We start from the raw sequence: 20,378 nt of genomic DNA, 5'->3' as shown, positions 1-20,378 counted from the left end.
CCTCTCCAACCCTGTGGCAAAATTTATTAGAGTCCTTCCAAACTTAGTTTTCCCAGCATGACCGCAACTACACTTAACCTCCCTAGTCTTTACGATCCGTTCTCCACAGAAGCCAAGTGGCAAAAATTCTGGGAAGAAAACCAAGTTTACAAAGCCGACCCCAACAAAGGCGGCGAACCTTACTGTGTTGTGATCCCGCCGCCAAATGTTACCGGCAGTTTACACATGGGTCACGCTTTTGAAAGTGCGTTGATTGATGTTCTGGTGCGCTACCACCGAATGCAGGGGCGTAATACTTTGTGGCTACCCGGAACTGACCACGCTAGCATCGCTGTTCACGCCATGCTGGAAAAGCAACTCAAAACCGAAGGTAAAACTCGTTATGAGTTGGGGCGTGAACAATTCCTCGATCGCGCTAAACAATGGAAGGCGGAATCGGGCGGGTTTATTGTCAATCAGCTACGCCGCTTGGGTGTTTCGGTAGACTGGTCGCGGGAAAGGTTTACCCTGGATGAGGGTTTATCGCAAGCTGTGGTCGAAGCATTTACTCGTCTGTATGCGGAAGGCTTAATTTATCGCGGTGAATATTTAGTTAACTGGTGTCCAGCTTCTCAGTCGGCGGTGTCTGATGTGGAGGTGGAAAATCAAGAGGTCAATGGTAATCTCTGGCACTTCCGCTATCCCCTCACTGATGGTTCTGGTTATGTGGAGGTGGCGACAACTCGCCCAGAAACTATGCTGGGTGATACAGGAGTGGCAGTTAATCCCAGTGATGAGAGGTACAAGCACTTAATTGGCAAAACAGTAACTTTACCAATTACACAACGGGAAATCCCGATTATTGGTGATGAATTTGTCGATCCAACTTTCGGTACTGGTTGCGTGAAGGTGACTCCAGCCCATGACCCCAATGATTTTGAGATGGGTAAGCGTCACAATTTGCCATTTATTAACATCCTCAATAAAGATGGTACTCTCAACGCTAATGCCGGGGAGTTTCAAGGACAAGACCGCTTTGTAGCCAGAAAAAATGTGATTGCACGCCTTGAGGCAGATGGCTTTTTGGTCAAAGTTGAAGATTATAAGCATACCGTTCCTTATAGCGATCGCGGTAAAGTCCCCATTGAACCTTTGCTATCTACTCAGTGGTTTGTAAAAATTCGCCCCTTAGCAGACCGGGCGCTAGAATTTCTCGACCAGAAAAATTCGCCGGAGTTTGTTCCTCAACGCTGGACTAAGGTTTATCGTGATTGGTTAGTAAAGCTCAAAGATTGGTGTATATCTCGTCAATTGTGGTGGGGTCATCAAATCCCTGCTTGGTACGCTGTTAGTGAAACAGAGGGGCAAATCACCGATACTACCCCGTTTGTGGTCGCCAAATCAGCAGATGAAGCTTGGGAAAAAGCTAAATCACAATTTGGCGAAAATGTCCAGCTAGAACAAGACCCAGATGTGTTGGATACCTGGTTTTCTTCAGGACTTTGGCCGTTTTCCACTTTGGGCTGGCCGCAACAAACTCAGGATTTAGCGACTTACTACCCAACTACTACCTTAGTAACTGGCTTTGACATTATCTTTTTCTGGGTAGCCAGAATGACGATGATGGCTGGTCATTTTACCGGACAAATGCCATTTCAGGACGTTTACATCCACGGGTTGGTGTTGGATGAAAAAGGTCAGAAGATGTCAAAGACTAAAGGTAATGGCATTGACCCGCTACTATTAATTGATAAATATGGCACTGATGCTCTGCGTTATACCTTAGTGAAAGAAGTAGCAGGGGCAGGTCAAGATATCCGGCTAGAGTACGATCGCAAAAAGGATGAGTCACCATCGGTGGAAGCTTCCCGCAACTTTGCCAATAAGCTGTGGAACGCCGCCCGGTTTGTGATGATGAATCTCGATGGACAAACACCGCAACAATTAGGTCAACCACTAGCCACAGAATTAAGCGATCGCTGGATTCTTTCTCGCTATCATCAAGTTGTTAAACAGACAAGCAATAACATCGATAATTATGGTTTAGGTGAAGCTGCTAAGGGATTGTATGAATTTATTTGGGGCGACTTCTGTGACTGGTATATTGAACTGGTGAAGTCTCGCCTCCAAAAAGATGCTGACCCTGCATCGCGGCGAGTAGCACAACAAACCCTAGCTCACGTCCTGGAAGGAATTTTAAAACTTCTCCATCCTTTTATGCCCCATATTACTGAGGAGATTTGGCAAACTCTTACCGCACAACCAGCAGATTCCCAGCAAACTTTATCCTTACAACCTTATCCCCAAGTAGATAGCAAACTGATCAATCCAGAAATTGAGGCCCAGTTTGAACTGCTGATTGACGCTATCCGCACTATTCGCAATTTACGCGCCGAAGCGGAGATTAAGCCAGGGGCGAAAGTGACAGTGAATTTGCAAAGTGAAAGCTCTAAGGAACGGCAAATTCTCACGGCTGGACAAGCTTATATTAAAGATTTGGCTAAGGTGGAGACTTTAACCATTGCTGATAAGTCTAATAAAGCAACAGTTACACCAAAAAAACCTCTCAGAGGTTTAAAAACAATAGGCTTAATTATCGTGGCAATTGTCTTTACTAAGTTGGCTTACGCTGTTGGCAATGCAATTGATGACGTTCCTCTATTTGGAACTTTCTTTGAAATAGTAGGTCTTGGTTACACAACTTGGTTTACTAGCCGCTATTTACTATCGGCGCAAGCTAGGCAACAGTTGTGGGCAAAGTTGTTCCAACCGACCACAGACAAGCATCTACAACAGCCACAATCACAGCCTGAGTCAGCAGAAAACGCTATTGCTGGTGTTGTCGGTACAGTACAAGTGGTAATTCCCCTCAAGGGTGTGGTGGATATTGAAGCCGTACGTGCCAAGCTAGAAAAAAGCCTTAGCAAAGCAGAAGCAGAAGCCCAATCTCTGAGTACAAGATTAAGCAACGCTAACTTTGTAGATAAAGCTCCAAAAGATGTGGTACAAAGTGCGCGAGATGCTTTAGCGGAGGCTGAGAAACAAGCGGAAATTTTACGCGATCGCCTGCGTGGTTTAGCATAACAGCAATGGTAATGGGTATTTATGATTAACTTACTTACCCATTACTAATTAAAACCTTGAAATATCAAAAATTAATTTTTGATTTTTAATTTTGATTTTTGAATTAAGGCGTTCTGCACAGCAGTTCTCGAAGAGTAGCGACAGTCATGCGATATTTAGCCCAGGTACACAAAAACGAATTTTTAGAACAGTATCAGTTGCGCCTGTTGGCGCGGCAGGAAGCCGATAATCTTTGGGCAATTATTCCAGAAGAGGCGGTAATTCTTTTAGGTAAAGGAAATACCATGAGCGAAAAATTGCTGGTGTTAGTAGAACTTTCCGCGACAGGAGACATAGAAAGATTAGAAGATGCCACCAACTGGGTATTGCATTTAATACAAGCTTATTTGTCTACTGGTATTACCCCAGACTTTTTACAACAGGAGGCAGAACGAGCCGAACATTGGCGACAAGCTCTGACATTGCAAAATCAAGACCTAGCACGTCGCTCTCTAGAATTGGAAGCTCGACGAGAACAAATTCAAGCCTTAGAAGAAAGTATTAAAAAAGACAAGGCTGGCAACTATAAAGACGATCAGGGTGGTTCTTAGGTAATTAAACAGTACGAAGATATCCCAAGAGCGATCGCTTTGATGTATTTATTATGGTTTATGTGATGTCTCGTGGCTCATCACTACAAATTTATCCATCCCTCAGCCAAAGACAAAACACTTCACACCAACCTAATTTAACAAACTTAGAAATAGAATTTATTCCCAATATTTACTGCTTGTCAGAAATAGAGATAACCTAAAATTTTATTATCAATTTTTTATAAAAATTGATATTTTGAATAAGTACAATATCATTTAGAATTATCTTCAAAATCTGTCAAGGCGCAAGCAAACTCCCTAAAGGATGTTTTAATTAAAACTTCTTTCATTCCCCTGTCTAAAGAAGAGTCACGTATCAGGTCTGATAATTCTATGAATAATAGAGAAATCATAAATCGATCTTGGCGATCAATCTGTTTTAAGCAAGATTGTATAAATTCATAAAGCTCTGTTTTTCTAGTTTTGGTTTGTTCTTCCCATAGTTGAAATGCTAACCGGAAGGTTTTCAAACGTATCTCGTTAGTGTTGTAGGACGCGTCTTTGTAGCGAATTGATACGCGTTGGGGCATTTCCATAAGTTTTAACAGAGAGACTTACTATAAAGGTTTATTCACTTTTATAGTGGCTCATCCGGAGAAATAATTTTGTCAGAACGATTTAACGCTCAACCTCAAAAGTGTAGGTTTTCCAGACAAGTGTGAATTATGACTCTATTTTGAATGCAGCAATAATCTTTTGCTGCCTTGTCTATCTTGTTCCCTTTTCAGCGTTGTTGTAAAAAACCTACACTTGTGTTTATAGGAGATACTAATTCTTAGTGATTGTTATACACCAGTCTTTGTTAACTCTAACTCCCGCCGTCTCGGTACATCATAAACCATGAAATCATGAGCCATATCGGTATGAGGGAAAATTGCTCTTGCTTCCTGTAGTAAATCCTTCAACTCTAAAATATTTCCTGGAGCATAGCGGGGACTGAAATGAGTCATGATCAGGCGATGTGCGCCAGCGGCTAAAGCTGTTTGTGCTGCCATTGTGCTGGTGGAATGTAGCCGCTGAAAAGCCATATCTGCATCTTGATGGGCAAAAGTCGCCTCGTGAATTAACACATCTGCATCCTGTGCTAATTCCACTGCACCTTCACAAAAAACTGTGTCTGTACAGTAAGCAATCTTGCGTCCAATTTCTGTGGGGCCGCACAAATCTTTGCCATTAATCACTCGCCCATCATTAAGAGTCACAGTTTCACCACGCTTGAGTTGACCGTAAACTCGACCTGGCGGAATTTCCAACACTTTGGCTTTTTCCACATCAAAGCGTCCGGCTCGGTCTTTTTCGGCAACGCGGTAGCCAAAAGCTGTAATCCGGTGATGTAAAGGTCCACAGCTGACAGTGAACTCATCATCTTCATAAATTATTCCCGGACGAATGGCATGAACTTTTACAGGATAAGAAAAGTGCGTATGAGAGTAACGTAAGGCAGCTTGGATATATTCATTTAATCCTGGTGGACCATAGATATCAACTCGTTCCACATTGCCAGCCAAGCCGCAACTGGCAAGCAATCCCATCAAGCCAAATATGTGGTCGCCGTGCATGTGGGTAATAAAAATTCGGGATAGTTGGCTGGTTTTTAGGTCACTCCGCAAAAGCTGATGCTGAGTACCTTCGCCACAATCGAATAACCACAGTTCTGCCCGTTGGGGTAATCTCAGGGCAACGCTAGAAACATTGCGTGCTCTTGTGGGTACACCGGAACTTGTCCCTAAGAATGTTATCTGCACAGCGTTTTTTAGCCTTCCTCTTGCTCAATTTGACGCTCTATTCTCTATAGTGGCATGGTTGTTGAGTTTTCATACTTTTGCTAGGCAATAAGTCATACCAAGAGGTGCAAAAGCTCTGCTTCTTGTCGCCAGACATTGCTCTTTAAGTATCAAAGCAACGTGACTATCTGAAATCCTTATAGGTAAAGGATTTCAGAATAAATAGTATTTGAGAGATATTGACAATTACGACGCTAACACTTTCACTTCTGGCTGTACCTTGGCTTCCGCCTCCAAAAACTCAGCTACTTGCGCTTCAATTTCATCCCTAACAATTTGGCGATACTCCAAGAAATGCTCGATTTGCGCACAAACCGATAAATAGCTACTCACTCCACCCGGATTATGTTGATACATATTCCACAGGTTGCGCCAGAATTGCCAGCGTGTATGACGGCGCACACCTTGTCGCCAGCAGATGATCAGCAACGCCCGGAGGGATTTCCAGTTCAATGGTTTCTTGGCACCTTTACCTTTTTTGGGGTAGGTTGCTTCGCCCAAAATCCGGTAGTGACGGTAGGCGCGATCCAAAAACCGCGATGGCTCATACAGTTCCCAAAACGCCTCTACATATTCGCGGGCGATATCTGCTAAAGGTCGAGTTGGCACAAAGTTCATCAACGTGGTTTGGTTGATGTTGGCAGATTTGCTCCGGAGTCGTCCTTCTTTTTCCAATCGATGCCAAAGGGCGGTATCGGGAAGCGCTTGCAGCATACTAAATAAGGCAGTGGGAATAGCAGTTTGCTCGACAAACTTCACAATTCTTGCGCCGGCTCCTGGTTTTTCGCCATCAAACCCAATAATAAAGCCTGCCATGACTCGCAGCCCTGAGCGCGTAATTGTATGTACCGCTTCACTGAGCGAGTCTCGTGTGTTCTGGAATTTCTGAGTAAAGGTGAGGCTTTCTTCATCGGGGGTTTCAATCCCGAGAAACACAGCCCCAAAATTACACGCTACCATCAAATCCATCAGTTCTTGATCTTGGGCTAAATCAACTGAAGCCTCTGTGGCAAAAGAGAAAGGATAGTTATGTGCCACCATCCAAGGCTGAAGTTCCTTCAAGAATAATTTGACGTTGCGTTTATTACCGATGAAGTTGTCATCCACCATGAAAATGCTGCGTCGCCAACCTAGTTCGTAGAGGTAATCAAGTTCTGCTAACAGTTGTGCGGGGTTTTTGGTGCGGGGTTTGCGACCATAAAGAACAATTATGTCGCAGAACTCGCACTGGAATGGACATCCACGGGAAAATTGCACCGACATCTCCGCATAGGCATCAAACTCTAAAAGGTCAAAGCGCGGAATTGGAGTATGGGTGACATCTGGTTTTTCACCACCAGCGCGAAAAACACCTGTACGATCGCCTCGTGCGATCGCCTCTACAAATAACGGCAGCGTAATTTCCCCTTCATCCAAAATTAAGTAGTCTGTTCCCGGGGCACTCACTTCATGTGGCAAAGCTGTAGCATAAGGGCCACCCACAGCCACGCGCTTACCTCGGTATTTCGCCTCCCGAATCTGCTCTAGCAAATCTTCTTTTTGCACAATCATCGCAGACAGGATCACCAAATCTGCCCAAGCCCATTCTGCTTCTGTGATTTGACGCACATTGCGATCTACTAGCTTGAATTTCCATTCTTGAGGCAAAATCGCGGCTACAGTCACCAAACCCAGAGGCGGTAGCATTGCCTTACGGTCTAATAAAGCCAGTGTTTTTTCAAAAGACCAAAAACTTTTGGGAAAGCGAGGATATACAAGTAAAACATTCATTAAGGTGATTAAAGCCTAATTTTTGTTGCTGGTTTAGTTTATACAAACACTGAAATTGTGCTATTTTATTTGCACTTATACTTAATGTAGCAAAAGCTATAATATTGTTCCCGAAGCTATAAAGTAATTGCCAAACCAACTCATCACTCAGTAAGCTTTAAGCGATTTCAATATTAATGGTAAATTGATTAAAGCAGTATTATACTTTACGTTGAAAAACTGCTCAATCAAGAATTATCAAGTGTAAAAGTACTAATCGCTGATGTCAATTTGAGCGCTAAAAAGTATCAAATTCCATAAGATTTTTTCCCAAAGTTCCGAGGCGATTGCAAATAGGAACTTGGGATGAAATGAACAATCATACAAAAAATTACAAATGGGTAATATAGGATTCATACTTGATTTTTGAAATATACGTAGGGTGCGTTATCGCGTAGCATAACACACCCTATGGATACTTAAATTTTTTCAGAAATCAAATCATATTCCTATATAACTAGCTAATTACCCATTATCTATTTAGGTGTGGAAGATCACAGTGACTAAAGGCAGAAATGCCAACAGGAAGCTATGCCAGGAAGGCAATTGAGCCGCAGAGATTGGCTCTGGCGGTGCTAAGAGAGCTTCTATTCTCTGTTCTAAGCGATCTGCTCCTGGTGAACCTAAGGCAGCACAACAAATTTCCGATAATACAGGAGTGCTACTAACTACCAACAGTAGCGATTCTGCTAGCAGCAAGGGATCTACCTGCGATGCAGCATAACCATCAGCCCGGAGTTCGCGCAAAACTAACAGTTCTTCCCACAAAGAATCTGTATTGGGTAACCACGCAGTACAAGAACGCACCCAACCCAGCCAGAAAAACCAAAATGTATCTCGGTAATGGTAATGACCTTGCTCGTGTGCTAAGACACTTTCTAAATGTTCGCTTGAGAGCGTTTGGAATAATCCTTGGCTCACTACTAATTCGGGGTGCCAAAAACCGATTTGACCAGCGAAGAGTGCGCCTGTGTTGAGTAGGCGGATTTGTCTTTGTCCAAAATTTACCAGGGGACAGTTACGAGCAGATTCTACAGACTGCCATCCTTGGATGGCATGTTTAATACATAAAATACTAAAAAATCCTAGATATATCAACGCTAGAAGATAGCTACCCCAGCCTGTATACATTCCCCCCATTTTGCCTTGAGGACCCATGCAAAGTACAGCGATCGCAGTCATGAAAAGTAGCAAGGGGGGAAAGAGAAATAAAAATAGCGATCGCCGCCACCGGAGATTCCAATTTCCTTCAGGGCCAATCCAAGTGGATCTTAACCACCAAGCAACTGCTAAAGCAGTCAAAATCATCATTAAATGCATTATTTCCCCTCCCTGGCTTGACGTGCGGCTTGAATGCGTTTGGCGATCGCTTCGATTTGTTCGCTAGCTGTTTCATCCAGACTGTCAGCGAAGGCTGCAACAACATCCGGATTACCCACCGCCAAAAATCGCTGCAATTGCTCGTGGGCTTTAATTACCTCTGCTTGCTGCTTCGTCAGCAATGGACGCCAATAAAATGCCTTTCCTTTCTTGTCACAAACTAGCCAACCTTTATCAGTAAGGCGGCGCAAAACGGTTGTTACAGAGGTATAAGCTAACTCTCGGTTTGGGTTAGACAGAATGCGATCGTGTACATCCTTAACTGTAGCTGAACCCAGTTCCCAGATGATCTGCAAAATTTCTGCTTCTAGGGGACCTACGGACAGTTGCTTAGGGCGGTAGTCGGGTAAAGGAGCCATATCGATTTTGGATTTGAGATTATGGATGAGTGGATTGAACGCGAAAATTCTCCTCTTAATTTTCTAGGCTTCACCTGAGTGCGCGTAGTCGGAAACGCGAAAGAACTATTCTTTTTTCAGATTACCGTTGATTGAAACTGCTGTTCTGCAAACACAACTGATTTTGGCAACATTTTGTCAGGCTCAGGTTGCTGTAAGTCAGGAGAGAGCAGAGCAAACAAGGAAGAATAATAAATGATCGCTCTAGACTCTCTAGTTCACTGGAGAGTCTAGGATAAGTGTAGACAGCAATATCAAGCAGAAAAGTAGGTCAGTATGTTAGCCCAAGAAGCACCAAAACTAATTGGTTTAGTTGCCAAAGAAAGCGGTGTACCAATTAAAACAATTCGCTACTACGAGGAGTTGGGACTACTGCAAGCGTCAGGTAGAACAGAAGGCGGGTTTAGATTGTTTAACTCTGATGTTTTGGCTCGCCTGAACTTTATCAAGCGCACCCAAAATTTGGGGATGACTTTAGCAGAAATTAAGGAATTTTTGCATGTTCATGATGGGGGTGAATTACCCTGCGAACATATCAAAACTAAGCTAGAAGATAAGGTGACGGAAATCGATGAACAAATTCAGCAACTACTTACTCTGAGACAAGATTTAGTGGCCTTAATTTCTAATTGGGAAACAACTACTGAAAATTCTGAACAAGCAATCTGCCCGATTATTGAAAAAGCTTAAACAAAGCATGAGGCTCCCTCATCTCTAGAGTGCAGATTGTGGAGTTGCGATCGCTCTCCCTTTCTGCCAGAAATAGAATCGTTCTGTATGATTAGTCACTAGTAACTATCTGCAATAATTTTTAACTGTTGAGAGTCTTTATTATTTGTATAGAAGATAGCAATATTTACAGAAATTAGGACTCTCAGCCGTTAGCTACTTGTTAAGCTTTATTTAACTCGTGTTCATCAAGATAAAATTTTTAGTAAAATTTATAAAGATTAGCAAATACTTGCATTTCTTATTGACTTAATTTAGGATTAAAGTAGGTATCCCAAAAAACCTGATGTCAATTTCAGGTCACTTTCAGGAAATTAAATCAGTAAAAAAGTCAATACCAGAAGTAAAAACTAAGTATAGCTAGGAAAATTGTCATATTTTTTGAAAAATACTTTCCTGCTACTTAAATTTAAAGATTTATTAACTTACATTTACTGATTATTTTTATCACCTTACTTTTAATCAGAAAAGGGTGTAAAACAGATTATCCGGCTTCTGAGTACAATTTTATTTTTTTCAAGCTAATTGAGAATTATTTGCAATATGTTTTCAAGCAGGATACGTAGTGACGAAGAATACTTAAAACCTAATTGCCTAATTAAAGCAGTCTCGAAATCTATTACAGGACAACATCAAGCAATAGGCGTAAATTGGCAAAAAGAGATTAATTTTATTAAGTACTCATTTGAGCAGCCTAGTTCCTCTGCAAAATGGCATAAGAGTGAAAGTCTGCCTGTAGATGTAGAGACAGGGGCTGTAAATGGCTATATAGATTATTTAATTAAAAATTTAAATAAGTACCGTAATTTTAGCCAAATTTTAAAGTGTGATTTCAGCTACTTCAATAGTTTAAGTAAACTGAAGTTACCATACATAGACAGTGGCTCTTTAACCAAGAGTACGCAAGACTGTCTTCAGCAATTGACAGTTAATAAACTGTCTAACTATAAGAGATACAAAATTAACGTTGGTGGTACGGAAAAAGTTTTACAGCACTTTCCTACCGATATTGTGGAGATTTTATTAACCGGAAATAGGTTTAATAAAAATGAATGTTATAAAGTGGCTACCTAGTTAGTTACAAGCAATGCTGATTGTTTCTTGTTGTTGCGTTTCTTAGAGGCTATTGTAGCTACGATCACAATTTTACTTTGTCATAAACTTGTCCATACAATTAATGAATGAGAACAGCTAAATGAATACCTTTTTTTGTTCAGATTACGCAAGGCAAACAGGAGAAGATGTTGTTGGTAGCGCCACCAATTACGAAACTTATATTTTAGTTGAGTGTCCTCCTCCTTGGACAACAGAAGCCTTTAATTCTAAATGGGTGCCAAATAATTTAAGGATGTTGGTAGAGGAGGCAAAGCGCGCTAAACTACCGATAAGATTCCTGTTAATTGCTAACGATCAATCACACAAAATAGAACAAACAACTCTTTTGATTTATCAAAAATCAAAGGGATTAATTCAGGGATATCGTAAGCATGAATTTAAGCTAGAAAATATTGAGAATGTAGCTGCGGTTGTCAAAAAATTCTTATGGGGTAGTATTCCTGAATATGAGAAAGAAACAAGTAATACTAGAGATATTTTAGTATGTACCCACGGCAGCCATGATAAATGCTGTGCTAGATATGGTAATCCTTTCTATTTTCATGCTGGAAATACAATTTCCCATTTAGGCTTGCAAGATGTTCGGATTTGGAAATCAAGTCATTTTGGTGGACATCGATTTGCGCCAACAATCATAGACTTACCAGAAGGAAGGTATTACGGCCTTCTCGATCAAGATTCATTCAAATCGATTTTGACCCGTACTGGAGATATTCAATGCGTAAATAAAGTCTATCGAGGCTGGGGTATTTTACCAGTTCCACTTCAGATTTTAGAAAAGGAATTAATCCTCCATTACGGATGGGATTGGTTTAATTACAAAGTAGCAGGTAAAATTTTAGAACAAAGCTTAGATAATAATACAGTGCTAGCTGAGCTAACTTTTGAAAATAACAGAGGTTCGCTATATACTTGCCAAGCAAAATTAGTCAAAGATGATACCAAAACAATAGAAATCAAGAGTTCTTGCAATTCTAAGCAAGCTTCAGTAGTTGCTAAGTATAGCGTAGCTAGTCTCTGGCTTGAATCTAAAAAAGTTGTGTCTTTGAGCGCTTAACTAATACTATGTCTGGTTGATTATTTATTAATAAAAATAAGACAATCGACTACGAAAATATGATAAATGGTGCGTTATTTCTGTGTAACGCACCCTAAGAGACCATTTATAAAGTAAATATTAAGTAGGGAAGGCAAAAAGCGGTAATGAAGAATTTAGCATCTATAGCACTCATATCTGATTTTTGAAATACACGTTTGTAGGGTGGGCACTACCCACCCTAAAATTAAGCTTCAAAAGTAAAATTTTATCAAAAAAACCGGATTTATATAAGACTCGTATTTGATTTTTAAAAAAAACTCAGTAGACTCCACCTTTGTTCTTTATTGTTCCCCGTTCCCTAGCTCTATGAGTAAGTTCAAGAATCAAATCGGATTGTTATATATAAACGGTAATGGAAAGCGTGTATGCAAAATTTATATTAAATTTTCATCCTAAATTTGAAGTGAGAATTGCTTAACTTCCTAACATTTGTAAGTTATGCAACGTCGCATACATTCCTCCTTGTTGGAGTAATTCTTCATGGCTTCCTTGTTCGATCAGTTCCCCTCGCTTTAAGACAAAAATTCGATTGACATTGCGAATTGTAGATAAACGGTGAGCAATAATAATTGCCGTACGTTTTACCAAAAGCTGGTTTAATGCTTGTTGAATTAAAGCTTCTGTTCCTACATCTAGGCTAGCTGTTGCTTCATCCAATACTAAAATTTGCGGATTGCGAATGGCAGCACGAGCAAAGGCTAAAAGCTGCTTTTGTCCGCTAGAAAGATTTGTACCTCTTTCTCTCAATTGAGTATCATAGCCTTGGGGTAATATTTCAATAAACTGATCGATATTAGTTTGCTGTGCTGCTTGTTGGATTGCTTCAAAGGTGTAGTTATCTCCTAAGGTGATATTGCTTTTGACATCACCAGCAAACAAAAAGCCCTCTTGTAAAATTACTGCTAAATAACGCCGCAATTCTGCCTGTGGTAAGTCACGAATATCTATCCCATCTATGAGAATGCGTCCTTGGGTGGGTTCGTATAGGCGACACAAAAGACGAATGATCGAACTTTTACCTGCACCTGTGGGGCCTACTAATGCTACTTTTTCACCAGGATGAATGGTAAAATCTAAGTCTTTAATTACATAATCATCATCTCTATAGGCAAACCAGACGTGTTCAAAACGGATTTCTCCTAATTCTGGTTGGGGATGAGATTCTAAAGATTCTAAATTTGCAACTACCTCGTCTATGTAACCAAATTTAGCATCATAAATGGAGATGCGAGAATTGTAGCGATCGCGGATTTCTATCGGTTCATCTAAAATGTTAGAGACTCGTTCAATAGCTGTGAAACCAGCTTGAATGACAGTGAATTTTTCTGCAAAATTCCGCAAGGGGTCGAATAATTGCTGGGCATATAAAATAAATGCCGATAAAATCCCAAAAGTAATAGTTTTGCCAAGCAACAACCAACCACCTATGACTAGAACACCTGCGATCGCTACTAAGCTAATCCACTCTAAAATGGCTGAAACTGCTGAATCATAAAAAATGGTTTTATCTACTTGCTGCTTGTAACGTTGGTTAGTTGTACGAAATAACTCGGCATTAAATTTTTCTCGTCGGAATAACTGCACTACGTTAATACCAACGATATTTTCTTGTAGCTGGGAGTTCAAAATCGAAAGTTCTTCTCGTGCTTTGTAATTTCCTTGACGATACTGTTGCTGAAAGTAAACAATTACCAAGCTGATGGGTAACAGGATTACCAGTAGCAAAGATGCAAGTTCCCACTGGAGAGAAAACATCAAACCGATAATCACCAGCATCGAAAATAAATCTGATACAATGCCAACTGCCCCAGTAGAGAAAACATCTCCCAAGGCTTCCACATCGCTGGTGAGTCTGGTAATTAATTTACCTACAGGGGTTCTGTCAAAAAAACGCACAGATAAAGATGTTACGTGATGAAATAAATCCTCACGAATCACCGCTGTGATTTGTTGCCCTAGCTTTTGTACGAGATAACCTTGAAAACCTGTAAATATCAATCTGATAGTAATAGCAATCAGTAACAATCCTTCAATGATATTTAGCCCTTGCAGCAAAGGACGATTCCTCAGAAACTCGTAAACGCTGGGTTCCTTACGAATGAGCGATATAGCCTGGCCAATTAATAGCGGTTGTATGGCATTAGCTAAAGCAATCGGTACGAGTAGAAACATTGACAGCAATAGCAGTCTTCCACTACGACGGGCGTAAGGTACTAAGCGCAAAAATAACCGCCAGTCATTTTCACGCCGACGGTATTGTGTGTAAGATTTTTTAAGGGATTGGTAGGTGCTCATAGTAAGAGCATTATAATGAACTACCTACGCAGTTCGCTACACCATTTGGAGGGTTTCTGAGGTCGTATTTGTGGTTACGGATTTAGCGATCGCATTAATTTGCAATATCACTTTGATTAACGCCTATTGATGATGATTTTCTACCATTGTCAGAAATATTGCAGAGCAAGTATTGACTAGTGATTTTGCAGCTATGCTTTTGCTAATTATACTTAGTCTCAAAACTGCACCTTGTATAAATTGAATAATTCCCCTGATTGTCGCGCCACGATTTTAGCACCAGCAGCTTTAATTATTTTTTCCCACTCAGCCACAGATTCTAGAAACACCTCAGCACCTAAATAAGTTTCCAGAACTGCCCAATCCTCTGCTAAAGGCTGTTCGGGGTTGAGGATGTCAAATACAAACTGTCCACCTGGTTTTAACACCCGTTTAACCTCCAGCAACACAGCACTCCAATATTCCAAGGGAAAATAGCAGCTAAATCCTGTGGCGATCGCTAAATCAAACTGATCTGCGGCATAGTTTAAGTGATGAGCTGGGCCTAACTCTACACCTTTGAACAGCTTGGAATTCAACTGCGAGCCACGAGAATTAAGAGTCTCCTGTGCTACAATACTGACTTCTTGACCGTAAAAGAATGCTTGCCAATCACGCCAAGGATAAATTAAAAAGCTGACACCGCAGCCAATGTCTAAACAGTGCTGATTCTTTTGAGGTTTAGCAATTTCCCAAAAGCAAGAAGCAATCCTTCCTGGTAACGTGCCAGTAATCCAATCCCGAAATATGGGCATTTCCTGTACTTCTGTCGGTAAGTCAAAGGGTTGATTTTGATACTGTCGGTTAAAGCGATATGCAACTTGCGCTACCCTGTCCTGCCATTTGTCTGAGTGATGTCTAGGCGTGGTGTAAGGGGTTTGAGACGGCTTTTTAGACATTAGATGCTGTACTATTTTTCAGAACTTAGTCAAGTTATAGTGTAGATAAAGTCTCAGAAGTAGTTTTAGCGCACTAAAATTAACCCGCATAAAATTGATAGTTATAATTAAATACACTTCAGTCGCAGAGTGCTAAGGGCAAAATAACTGTCAATTATTTTCACACCAACAACATTGTGTGTAATATTTTTGAAGGAATTGGGAAGTGCTCATAGTTAGAGCATCATATTAATCTTTGCCGTTAACACCATGCCTGAGATAGAAACTTTGCGACTGCGACTAAGGCACTTTACCCTAGATGATTTTGATGATCTGTTTCGCCTGTACGCTGATGCAGAAGTCATGAGGTATCTATCACCCAGAACTTCAGAACAGACAAAGAACAGCTTATGCAACCATATTCAACAGTGGCAAGAACACAACTTGGGTATGTGGGCTGTAATACATAAGGAAACTGGCAAGATGATTGGCCGTTGTGGACTCGGTTTTTTGGCAGATACCCCGGAGGTTGAACTAGGTTACGTGTTCGACAAGTTTTATTGGAACATGGGGTTGGCGACCGAAGCGGCACAAGCAACGTTAAAATATGGATTCTGGGAAGTGAAATTAGAGCAGATAGTAGCGATCGCTCATCCCGAAAACATTGCCTCAGTACGGGTAATTGAGAAAGTGGGCATGAAATACCAAAAACATACTCGCTATTACAGCCATGATGTAGTTTACTATACTCTCCCCCGTTCACAATGGCAACCAGATGATTCTCTTTATATTCTGAGTTAGATGAGTTAAAGGCAGATAGCAAAAGAGGTTGGAAATATTTAATAAACCTCTGCGTCCTTTGAATTTACCGCAACAGATTATTGAGATTTTGGGTGAATAATTTAGCAGTTGTTCAATATTGAAATGAAGAAAAGTTTGATTGAAAAGGTAAGAAACGGCGCACCTATTATAGGAACAGTTGTCACCCTCAACTCTCCTGAAATAGTAGAGATTTTATCTTTGTGTAATTTTGACTGGCTGTTTCTCGACATGGAACATGGAACCTTATCGGTTGCTTCGGTACAACACCTGATTCAAGCAATACGCGGTGATTGTTCCGTTATTGTGAGAATTCCTGAGAACAGTACCGTATGGATCAAGAAAGTATTAGATACAGGGTGTGACGGTATTCTTGTACCACAGGTAAAGAATGCAGACGAAGCAAGACGAGCTGTAATAGCAAGTAAATACCCGCCAAAAGGTGAACGAAGTGTAGGTATTGCTAGAGCACATGGCTATGGTATGTCATTTGCTGAGTATGTGGCTTGTGCAAATGACACAACTGCTCTAATTATCCAAATTGAACATATTCATGCTGTCGATAATCTTGATGAGATACTTGATGTTGAGGGAATTGATGGGGTTTTTATCGGCCCTTATGACTTGTCAGGCAGTATGAATTTATTAGGGCAAGTAACTAGTGAACTTGTTCAAGAGGCAATACAGCAGGTTAAGCAGAAATGTAAAGCAAAATCTATGCCAGTTGGTATTTTTGTCATGAAAGGAGAAGCTGCACAGAAGGAAATTAAAGATGGTTGCAAATTCATTGCCGTCGCTATTGACAGTGTTCTTTTATGGAATGCTGCTCAAAATGCACTTACCTTGGCTAAGGGTTCAGCTACCAATTAATAGCAGGTAGTAATAGCGTTTCACTTTAATGGGGTATATACAAATTCTAGAAAATAAATTTCTCTATTACCTCCTTCCTCTGCGCCCTCTGAGGTTAAATAAACTGTTTTATGTTCGTGTAAAGTCTCCTTTTAGTCATTGCGAGCGGAGCGAAGCAATCCCAGGCGATTGCTTCGCTCCGCTCGCAATGACATATTTCTTGCCTGAATTTTAACACCCTAAAACGGCACAGAGTTAACACCCTAGGCACTACCTCAATACGGTTCAGTTAACCTCACAAACCTTATCTTGTACTTTAGACTAAAATGCTAATTTTTTGCGTTAATTAGCCAGAACCGTTGACTGAATTTTAAACTACTTAAATTAATTAGATGAAGCTAGATTTTGATAGTTTTATACCTTGTCTGATTTGCTCAATCCTACCAATAATTTTAGTTAACTTTGGCAGGAACCCAATCATCACGCTTAGGTTGGTCAATACCAGGTGATTGAATACACGTTAAATAACATTGTCCTTCGCCTTGCACTGTAAAACCATGAGCGACATTAGTGGGATTATAAATTCGATCTCCAACAGTAATAGGAAACCATGTACCCCTGCCTCCTGCCATACCTAGACTATCTGGCTCCGAAGTCGGCGACCAATTTTCTTCTACAAGAGCATAAGCATTAACTGGGTTAGGAAAACCTTCAGCTTCCGCAAGCATTACACACAACGCATGGGCTATCGGATGAGCATGTACAGAACCGGGGTAATTACTTTTAAGCCCAATGAGTATAACTTCCAGTCCCTCTGGTTCCAGGTTGTATCTTTCTATAAACGGTTGCAATATTTCTTTGCGGATCGACATTTTATCAAACCCGTGATAATCCTTTTTTGTCGACCAATCAAAGACTTCTGCCGCAGGTTTTTTCCTTAACATCTCGAGCAATTCATCGCCAATCACTTCTAAAGCTTCTCTTGATACTTTTGATAGCTTTTGAGTTGGCTTAGGGGAAGTAGCGCCTGTCATGTTATGACTCCTTAAATTGAGTTAATTGGACTTGTTTGTCTCTATTTCCACGCTGATTGTTTGCAACTGATGCGCTATTGATTGTTGCAAGTTTTCATACAAAGTTGCATTCAAAGGTGGTAATTGACGCAGCGAAGATGAGACGCGATGAATTCTCCGTCTCTTAAGTACTTTATGGTGATTTACTAACATTTTATCTAAAAAATGTTAGATTACATCTTGACTGGAGTACTTTAGTATGATATTTACAAAAAAACATCTTTTGATATAAAAGTAGCTTAACTCCTGCTATGAAGAGACACAGGAGAAACCCCATAGATAAATTTGCATTGCCAATAGACCAGATTTCTTTGGATATGGTGTATCACGGTTTGTATAGTTTTTCCCGCCATTTCTGATAAATTGAGATACTATAGTATTAGTTTTGTCAATTAGTAATTATGCTGGAAAATGAGGAAAAAGCGTGGCATCAAAGTAAACTTGGTACTTGTTTTTCAGGGCAAGAATGATGATGCGTTTAAATATTACGCGTAGACGCAAAGCGGCTTGCCTTTGGCATCGCTTCCCGAAAAAGTATGTTTTCTAGCACGATTTTCAGATGCTTTTTAAGCAAAACTACTTATTAAAAACATAGTATAACCTGAAGTTTTCGCGATCGCGGAGGCATCAATACTTATGCCAACATCAAATGCTCCGGAGTAAACAACTCCGCTTCCGTCGCACTCCTAAAATTTATTTGGTTTCCCAAAAAAATCAGTTACTTCACTTAAGTTTGCCAGTGTAGGTTGTTCTTTGATTGCTTTAATAAGATTGATTTAATTTGAGAAGTTTCCCAAAAATCAGCCAACTATGAGGAGTGACGGAAAATCCTCTAAAGCACTCTTTATACTATCCGAATGAAAAGTACAATATGGACGTTTTACATCATGACCAGACTCTTGTAGTGGAAAGTTCCCTAACTTTTAACAGTCTCTGCGGTTTACTTATGGGCAGCGTACTTGCTGTGAGGATACCTAAGTTTTATGAAACTGATAGATGTAAATATTTAAGCAACATACTATCAAATTCTGTCAAAAATGAATCTACTTCTTCAGGAAAAATATACATCAGTGATGTTGACTCTTTCTGGAATACTCTAGATAAGCCCGAACTCAAGGAAAGTTACTTTAACACTGCAATACCGACAATGAGAAGGTTGCGTAAATTAAGCTTTCCTTACGCATCCCCAATGGATTTATTGAGACTTGAGCTTGATGAGATATGGCCGAGTGGAGTATCAATCATGCATTTAGGCGGAAAAACTATGCTCTTTGGCATTACACGCATTTGGCAAGTGGGATTTGAAGCTCTTCCTCATCAAGATGTTCTCTGGAGAGAAATACCAAATTCAAATGAATCTAAAGATCAGATTTCACAACTGGGTGTGAATGTATACCTGAGTTCAGCTGACTTAGGAGGAGAACTGGAAATTTGGAATCATTCATTTTCTGATGAGGATTGTGAAAGACACGGAATTAAGGGAAGTTATGGCTTTAGTCGTAGTTTGTTATCAAATAATTCCCTAGTTATCAAACCTCAAGCAGGAGATTTAATAATGTTTAATACTACTAAAGTTCATGCTATTAGAAAAATTTTACAAGGAGAGAGGATAACTATTTCAGGTTTTATAGGCTACTGGGGTATGGATAAGCCGCTAAAATGCTGGAGCTAGTACTGCTGCACGGACTTTAAAATTAAAACTTCAAAATTTAGATAAGTACTCATGCAAAATTAAATATACATTTGTCATTGCGCTAAGCGTAGCCATGCCCAAAGGGCTTTATGGAGCGAAGCGACATGTAGACACGAATTGGCTTCCCGCAGGGTAGCAATCGCAAGGGTTTGGAGATTGCTTCGCTAAATTTCATTTCGCTCGCAATGACATAAATAATTTTGCGTAGACGCTGCGCGAACGGTATAGCTTCGCTTAGCGCAATGACATATCGCAACTGATTTAGTGGACATGATATAAGCGATCGCGAAAGCAGTTGGTAAAACTTTAGACAAAACAGTTTGTTCGGGTAGAATTCCAATACGGTTCAGTTAAGGTGATCAGAGTTCTCATCTTTTGAACAAAAACCAAGATTTGAGGGATTCTCCCCCAAACCCCCGATTGGGGCAGGGCTGTTTCATCCCCTAAAAGGTTCGCAAACGCAAGGGTTCAGGAGATAAAAAACAAGCAAGGCATTCCATTTTAAGTATCAAAATGGTCACCAATTTATGACTTTTGCCCTGATATTTATCGCCAATCATATTGACAAAATACATATCATTACGAATGAAACGGCCCTGCCTTAAAAAGCAGGGCTGTTTCATTCGTTGCTGTGTGAGATTTGTCAAGAGGATATTCTCACGCAAAAGCGCATAGACACGAAGTGGCTTCCCGTTCGACGAAGTCGTTCCCGAAGGGTAGGG

The 20,378-nt window shown here is 40.5% G+C and carries 17 protein-coding genes; 8 read left to right on the top strand and 9 right to left on the bottom strand.

Annotated features, from left to right (window positions below):
- Nucleotides 1–57 precede the first annotated feature (57 nt).
- Both BV375_RS08565 and BV375_RS08560 read left to right on the top strand, forming a co-directional pair.
- Complete coding sequence (locus tag BV375_RS08565; protein WP_086759384.1) at nucleotides 58–3,063, top strand: valine--tRNA ligase; 3,006 nt, start codon at nucleotides 58–60, stop codon at nucleotides 3,061–3,063.
- A 146-nt stretch (nucleotides 3,064–3,209) separates the two neighbouring features.
- A complete protein-coding gene (locus tag BV375_RS08560) occupies nucleotides 3,210–3,653 on the top strand; it encodes a hypothetical protein (protein WP_086759381.1) in 444 nt (147 codons plus the stop codon).
- Between the two features lie 254 nt (nucleotides 3,654–3,907).
- Here BV375_RS08560 and BV375_RS08555 read toward each other — a convergent pair whose 3' ends face one another.
- From BV375_RS08555 to BV375_RS08535, 5 genes are all read right to left on the bottom strand, one after another.
- The gene (locus tag BV375_RS08555; RefSeq protein ID WP_086759378.1) at nucleotides 3,908–4,231 is read right to left on the bottom strand and encodes a hypothetical protein; all 324 of its coding nucleotides are present in this window, start codon (nucleotides 4,229–4,231) and stop codon (nucleotides 3,908–3,910) included.
- 249 nt (nucleotides 4,232–4,480) lie between these two features.
- Nucleotides 4,481–5,440, bottom strand: a complete 960-nt coding sequence (locus BV375_RS08550) for a ribonuclease Z (RefSeq protein WP_086759375.1) — start codon at nucleotides 5,438–5,440, stop codon at nucleotides 4,481–4,483.
- Between the two features lie 225 nt (nucleotides 5,441–5,665).
- Entirely contained in the window at nucleotides 5,666–7,249 is a 1,584-nt protein-coding gene (locus BV375_RS08545) for a B12-binding domain-containing radical SAM protein (RefSeq protein ID WP_086759372.1), read from the bottom strand.
- 519 nt (nucleotides 7,250–7,768) lie between these two features.
- Nucleotides 7,769–8,608, bottom strand: coding sequence for a M56 family metallopeptidase (locus BV375_RS08540; RefSeq protein WP_086759369.1), 840 nt, complete (start codon nucleotides 8,606–8,608; stop codon nucleotides 7,769–7,771).
- A complete protein-coding gene (locus tag BV375_RS08535) occupies nucleotides 8,608–9,027 on the bottom strand; it encodes a BlaI/MecI/CopY family transcriptional regulator (RefSeq protein WP_086759367.1) in 420 nt (139 codons plus the stop codon). Before BV375_RS08535 ends, BV375_RS08540 begins: the two co-directional genes overlap by 1 nt.
- A 315-nt stretch (nucleotides 9,028–9,342) precedes the next feature.
- Here BV375_RS08535 and BV375_RS08530 point away from each other — a divergent pair, with 315 nt between their 5' ends.
- From BV375_RS08530 to BV375_RS08520, 3 genes are all read left to right on the top strand, one after another.
- Nucleotides 9,343–9,756: a heavy metal-responsive transcriptional regulator gene (locus BV375_RS08530; protein WP_086759365.1), complete on the top strand. Its 414-nt coding sequence runs from the start codon at nucleotides 9,343–9,345 to the stop codon at nucleotides 9,754–9,756.
- Nucleotides 9,757–10,338: 582 nt separating this feature from the next.
- Nucleotides 10,339–10,869 carry a hypothetical protein gene (locus BV375_RS08525; protein ID WP_086759363.1) on the top strand — a complete coding sequence of 177 codons (531 nt, stop codon included), beginning with the start codon at nucleotides 10,339–10,341 and terminating at the stop codon, nucleotides 10,867–10,869.
- Nucleotides 10,870–10,990: 121 nt separating this feature from the next.
- Nucleotides 10,991–11,968, top strand: coding sequence for a sucrase ferredoxin (locus BV375_RS08520; RefSeq protein ID WP_086759361.1), 978 nt, complete (start codon nucleotides 10,991–10,993; stop codon nucleotides 11,966–11,968).
- A 456-nt stretch (nucleotides 11,969–12,424) separates the two neighbouring features.
- On the opposite strand, the gene BV375_RS08515 is transcribed toward BV375_RS08520, so the two are convergent.
- Together BV375_RS08515 and BV375_RS08510 are read right to left on the bottom strand one after the other, a co-directional pair.
- A complete protein-coding gene (locus tag BV375_RS08515; protein WP_086759358.1) occupies nucleotides 12,425–14,305 on the bottom strand; it encodes an ABC transporter ATP-binding protein in 1,881 nt (626 codons plus the stop codon).
- A gap of 218 nt (nucleotides 14,306–14,523) precedes the next feature.
- The gene (locus tag BV375_RS08510; protein WP_086759356.1) at nucleotides 14,524–15,243 is read right to left on the bottom strand and encodes a class I SAM-dependent methyltransferase; all 720 of its coding nucleotides are present in this window, start codon (nucleotides 15,241–15,243) and stop codon (nucleotides 14,524–14,526) included.
- 249 nt (nucleotides 15,244–15,492) lie between these two features.
- Between BV375_RS08510 and BV375_RS08505 the strand changes: the two genes are divergently transcribed.
- A complete protein-coding gene (locus BV375_RS08505; protein ID WP_086759354.1) occupies nucleotides 15,493–16,023 on the top strand; it encodes a GNAT family N-acetyltransferase in 531 nt (176 codons plus the stop codon).
- 123 nt (nucleotides 16,024–16,146) lie between these two features.
- Nucleotides 16,147–16,911 (top strand): aldolase/citrate lyase family protein, encoded by a 765-nt coding sequence (locus BV375_RS08500; RefSeq protein ID WP_086759352.1) that lies wholly within the window; start codon nucleotides 16,147–16,149, stop codon nucleotides 16,909–16,911.
- Nucleotides 16,912–17,342: 431 nt separating this feature from the next.
- Here BV375_RS08500 and BV375_RS08495 read toward each other — a convergent pair whose 3' ends face one another.
- Nucleotides 17,343–17,924, bottom strand: a complete 582-nt coding sequence (locus BV375_RS08495; RefSeq protein WP_086759350.1) for a hypothetical protein — start codon at nucleotides 17,922–17,924, stop codon at nucleotides 17,343–17,345.
- Nucleotides 17,925–18,780: 856 nt separating this feature from the next.
- Between BV375_RS08495 and BV375_RS08490 the strand changes: the two genes are divergently transcribed.
- Nucleotides 18,781–19,635 carry a 2OG-Fe(II) oxygenase gene (locus BV375_RS08490; RefSeq protein WP_143842031.1) on the top strand — a complete coding sequence of 285 codons (855 nt, stop codon included), beginning with the start codon at nucleotides 18,781–18,783 and terminating at the stop codon, nucleotides 19,633–19,635.
- Nucleotides 19,636–20,099: 464 nt separating this feature from the next.
- Here BV375_RS08490 and BV375_RS37530 read toward each other — a convergent pair.
- A partial coding sequence (locus tag BV375_RS37530) for a hypothetical protein (RefSeq protein ID WP_208099086.1) occupies nucleotides 20,100–20,378 on the bottom strand: 279 nt, incomplete at its 5' end.

Source organism: Nostoc sp. 106C (assembly GCF_002154725.1).
Lineage (GTDB): Bacteria > Cyanobacteriota > Cyanobacteriia > Cyanobacteriales > Nostocaceae > Aulosira.
The sequence above is the reverse complement of the archived record's forward strand: the minus strand, read 5'-3'. Positions and strand labels throughout refer to the sequence as shown.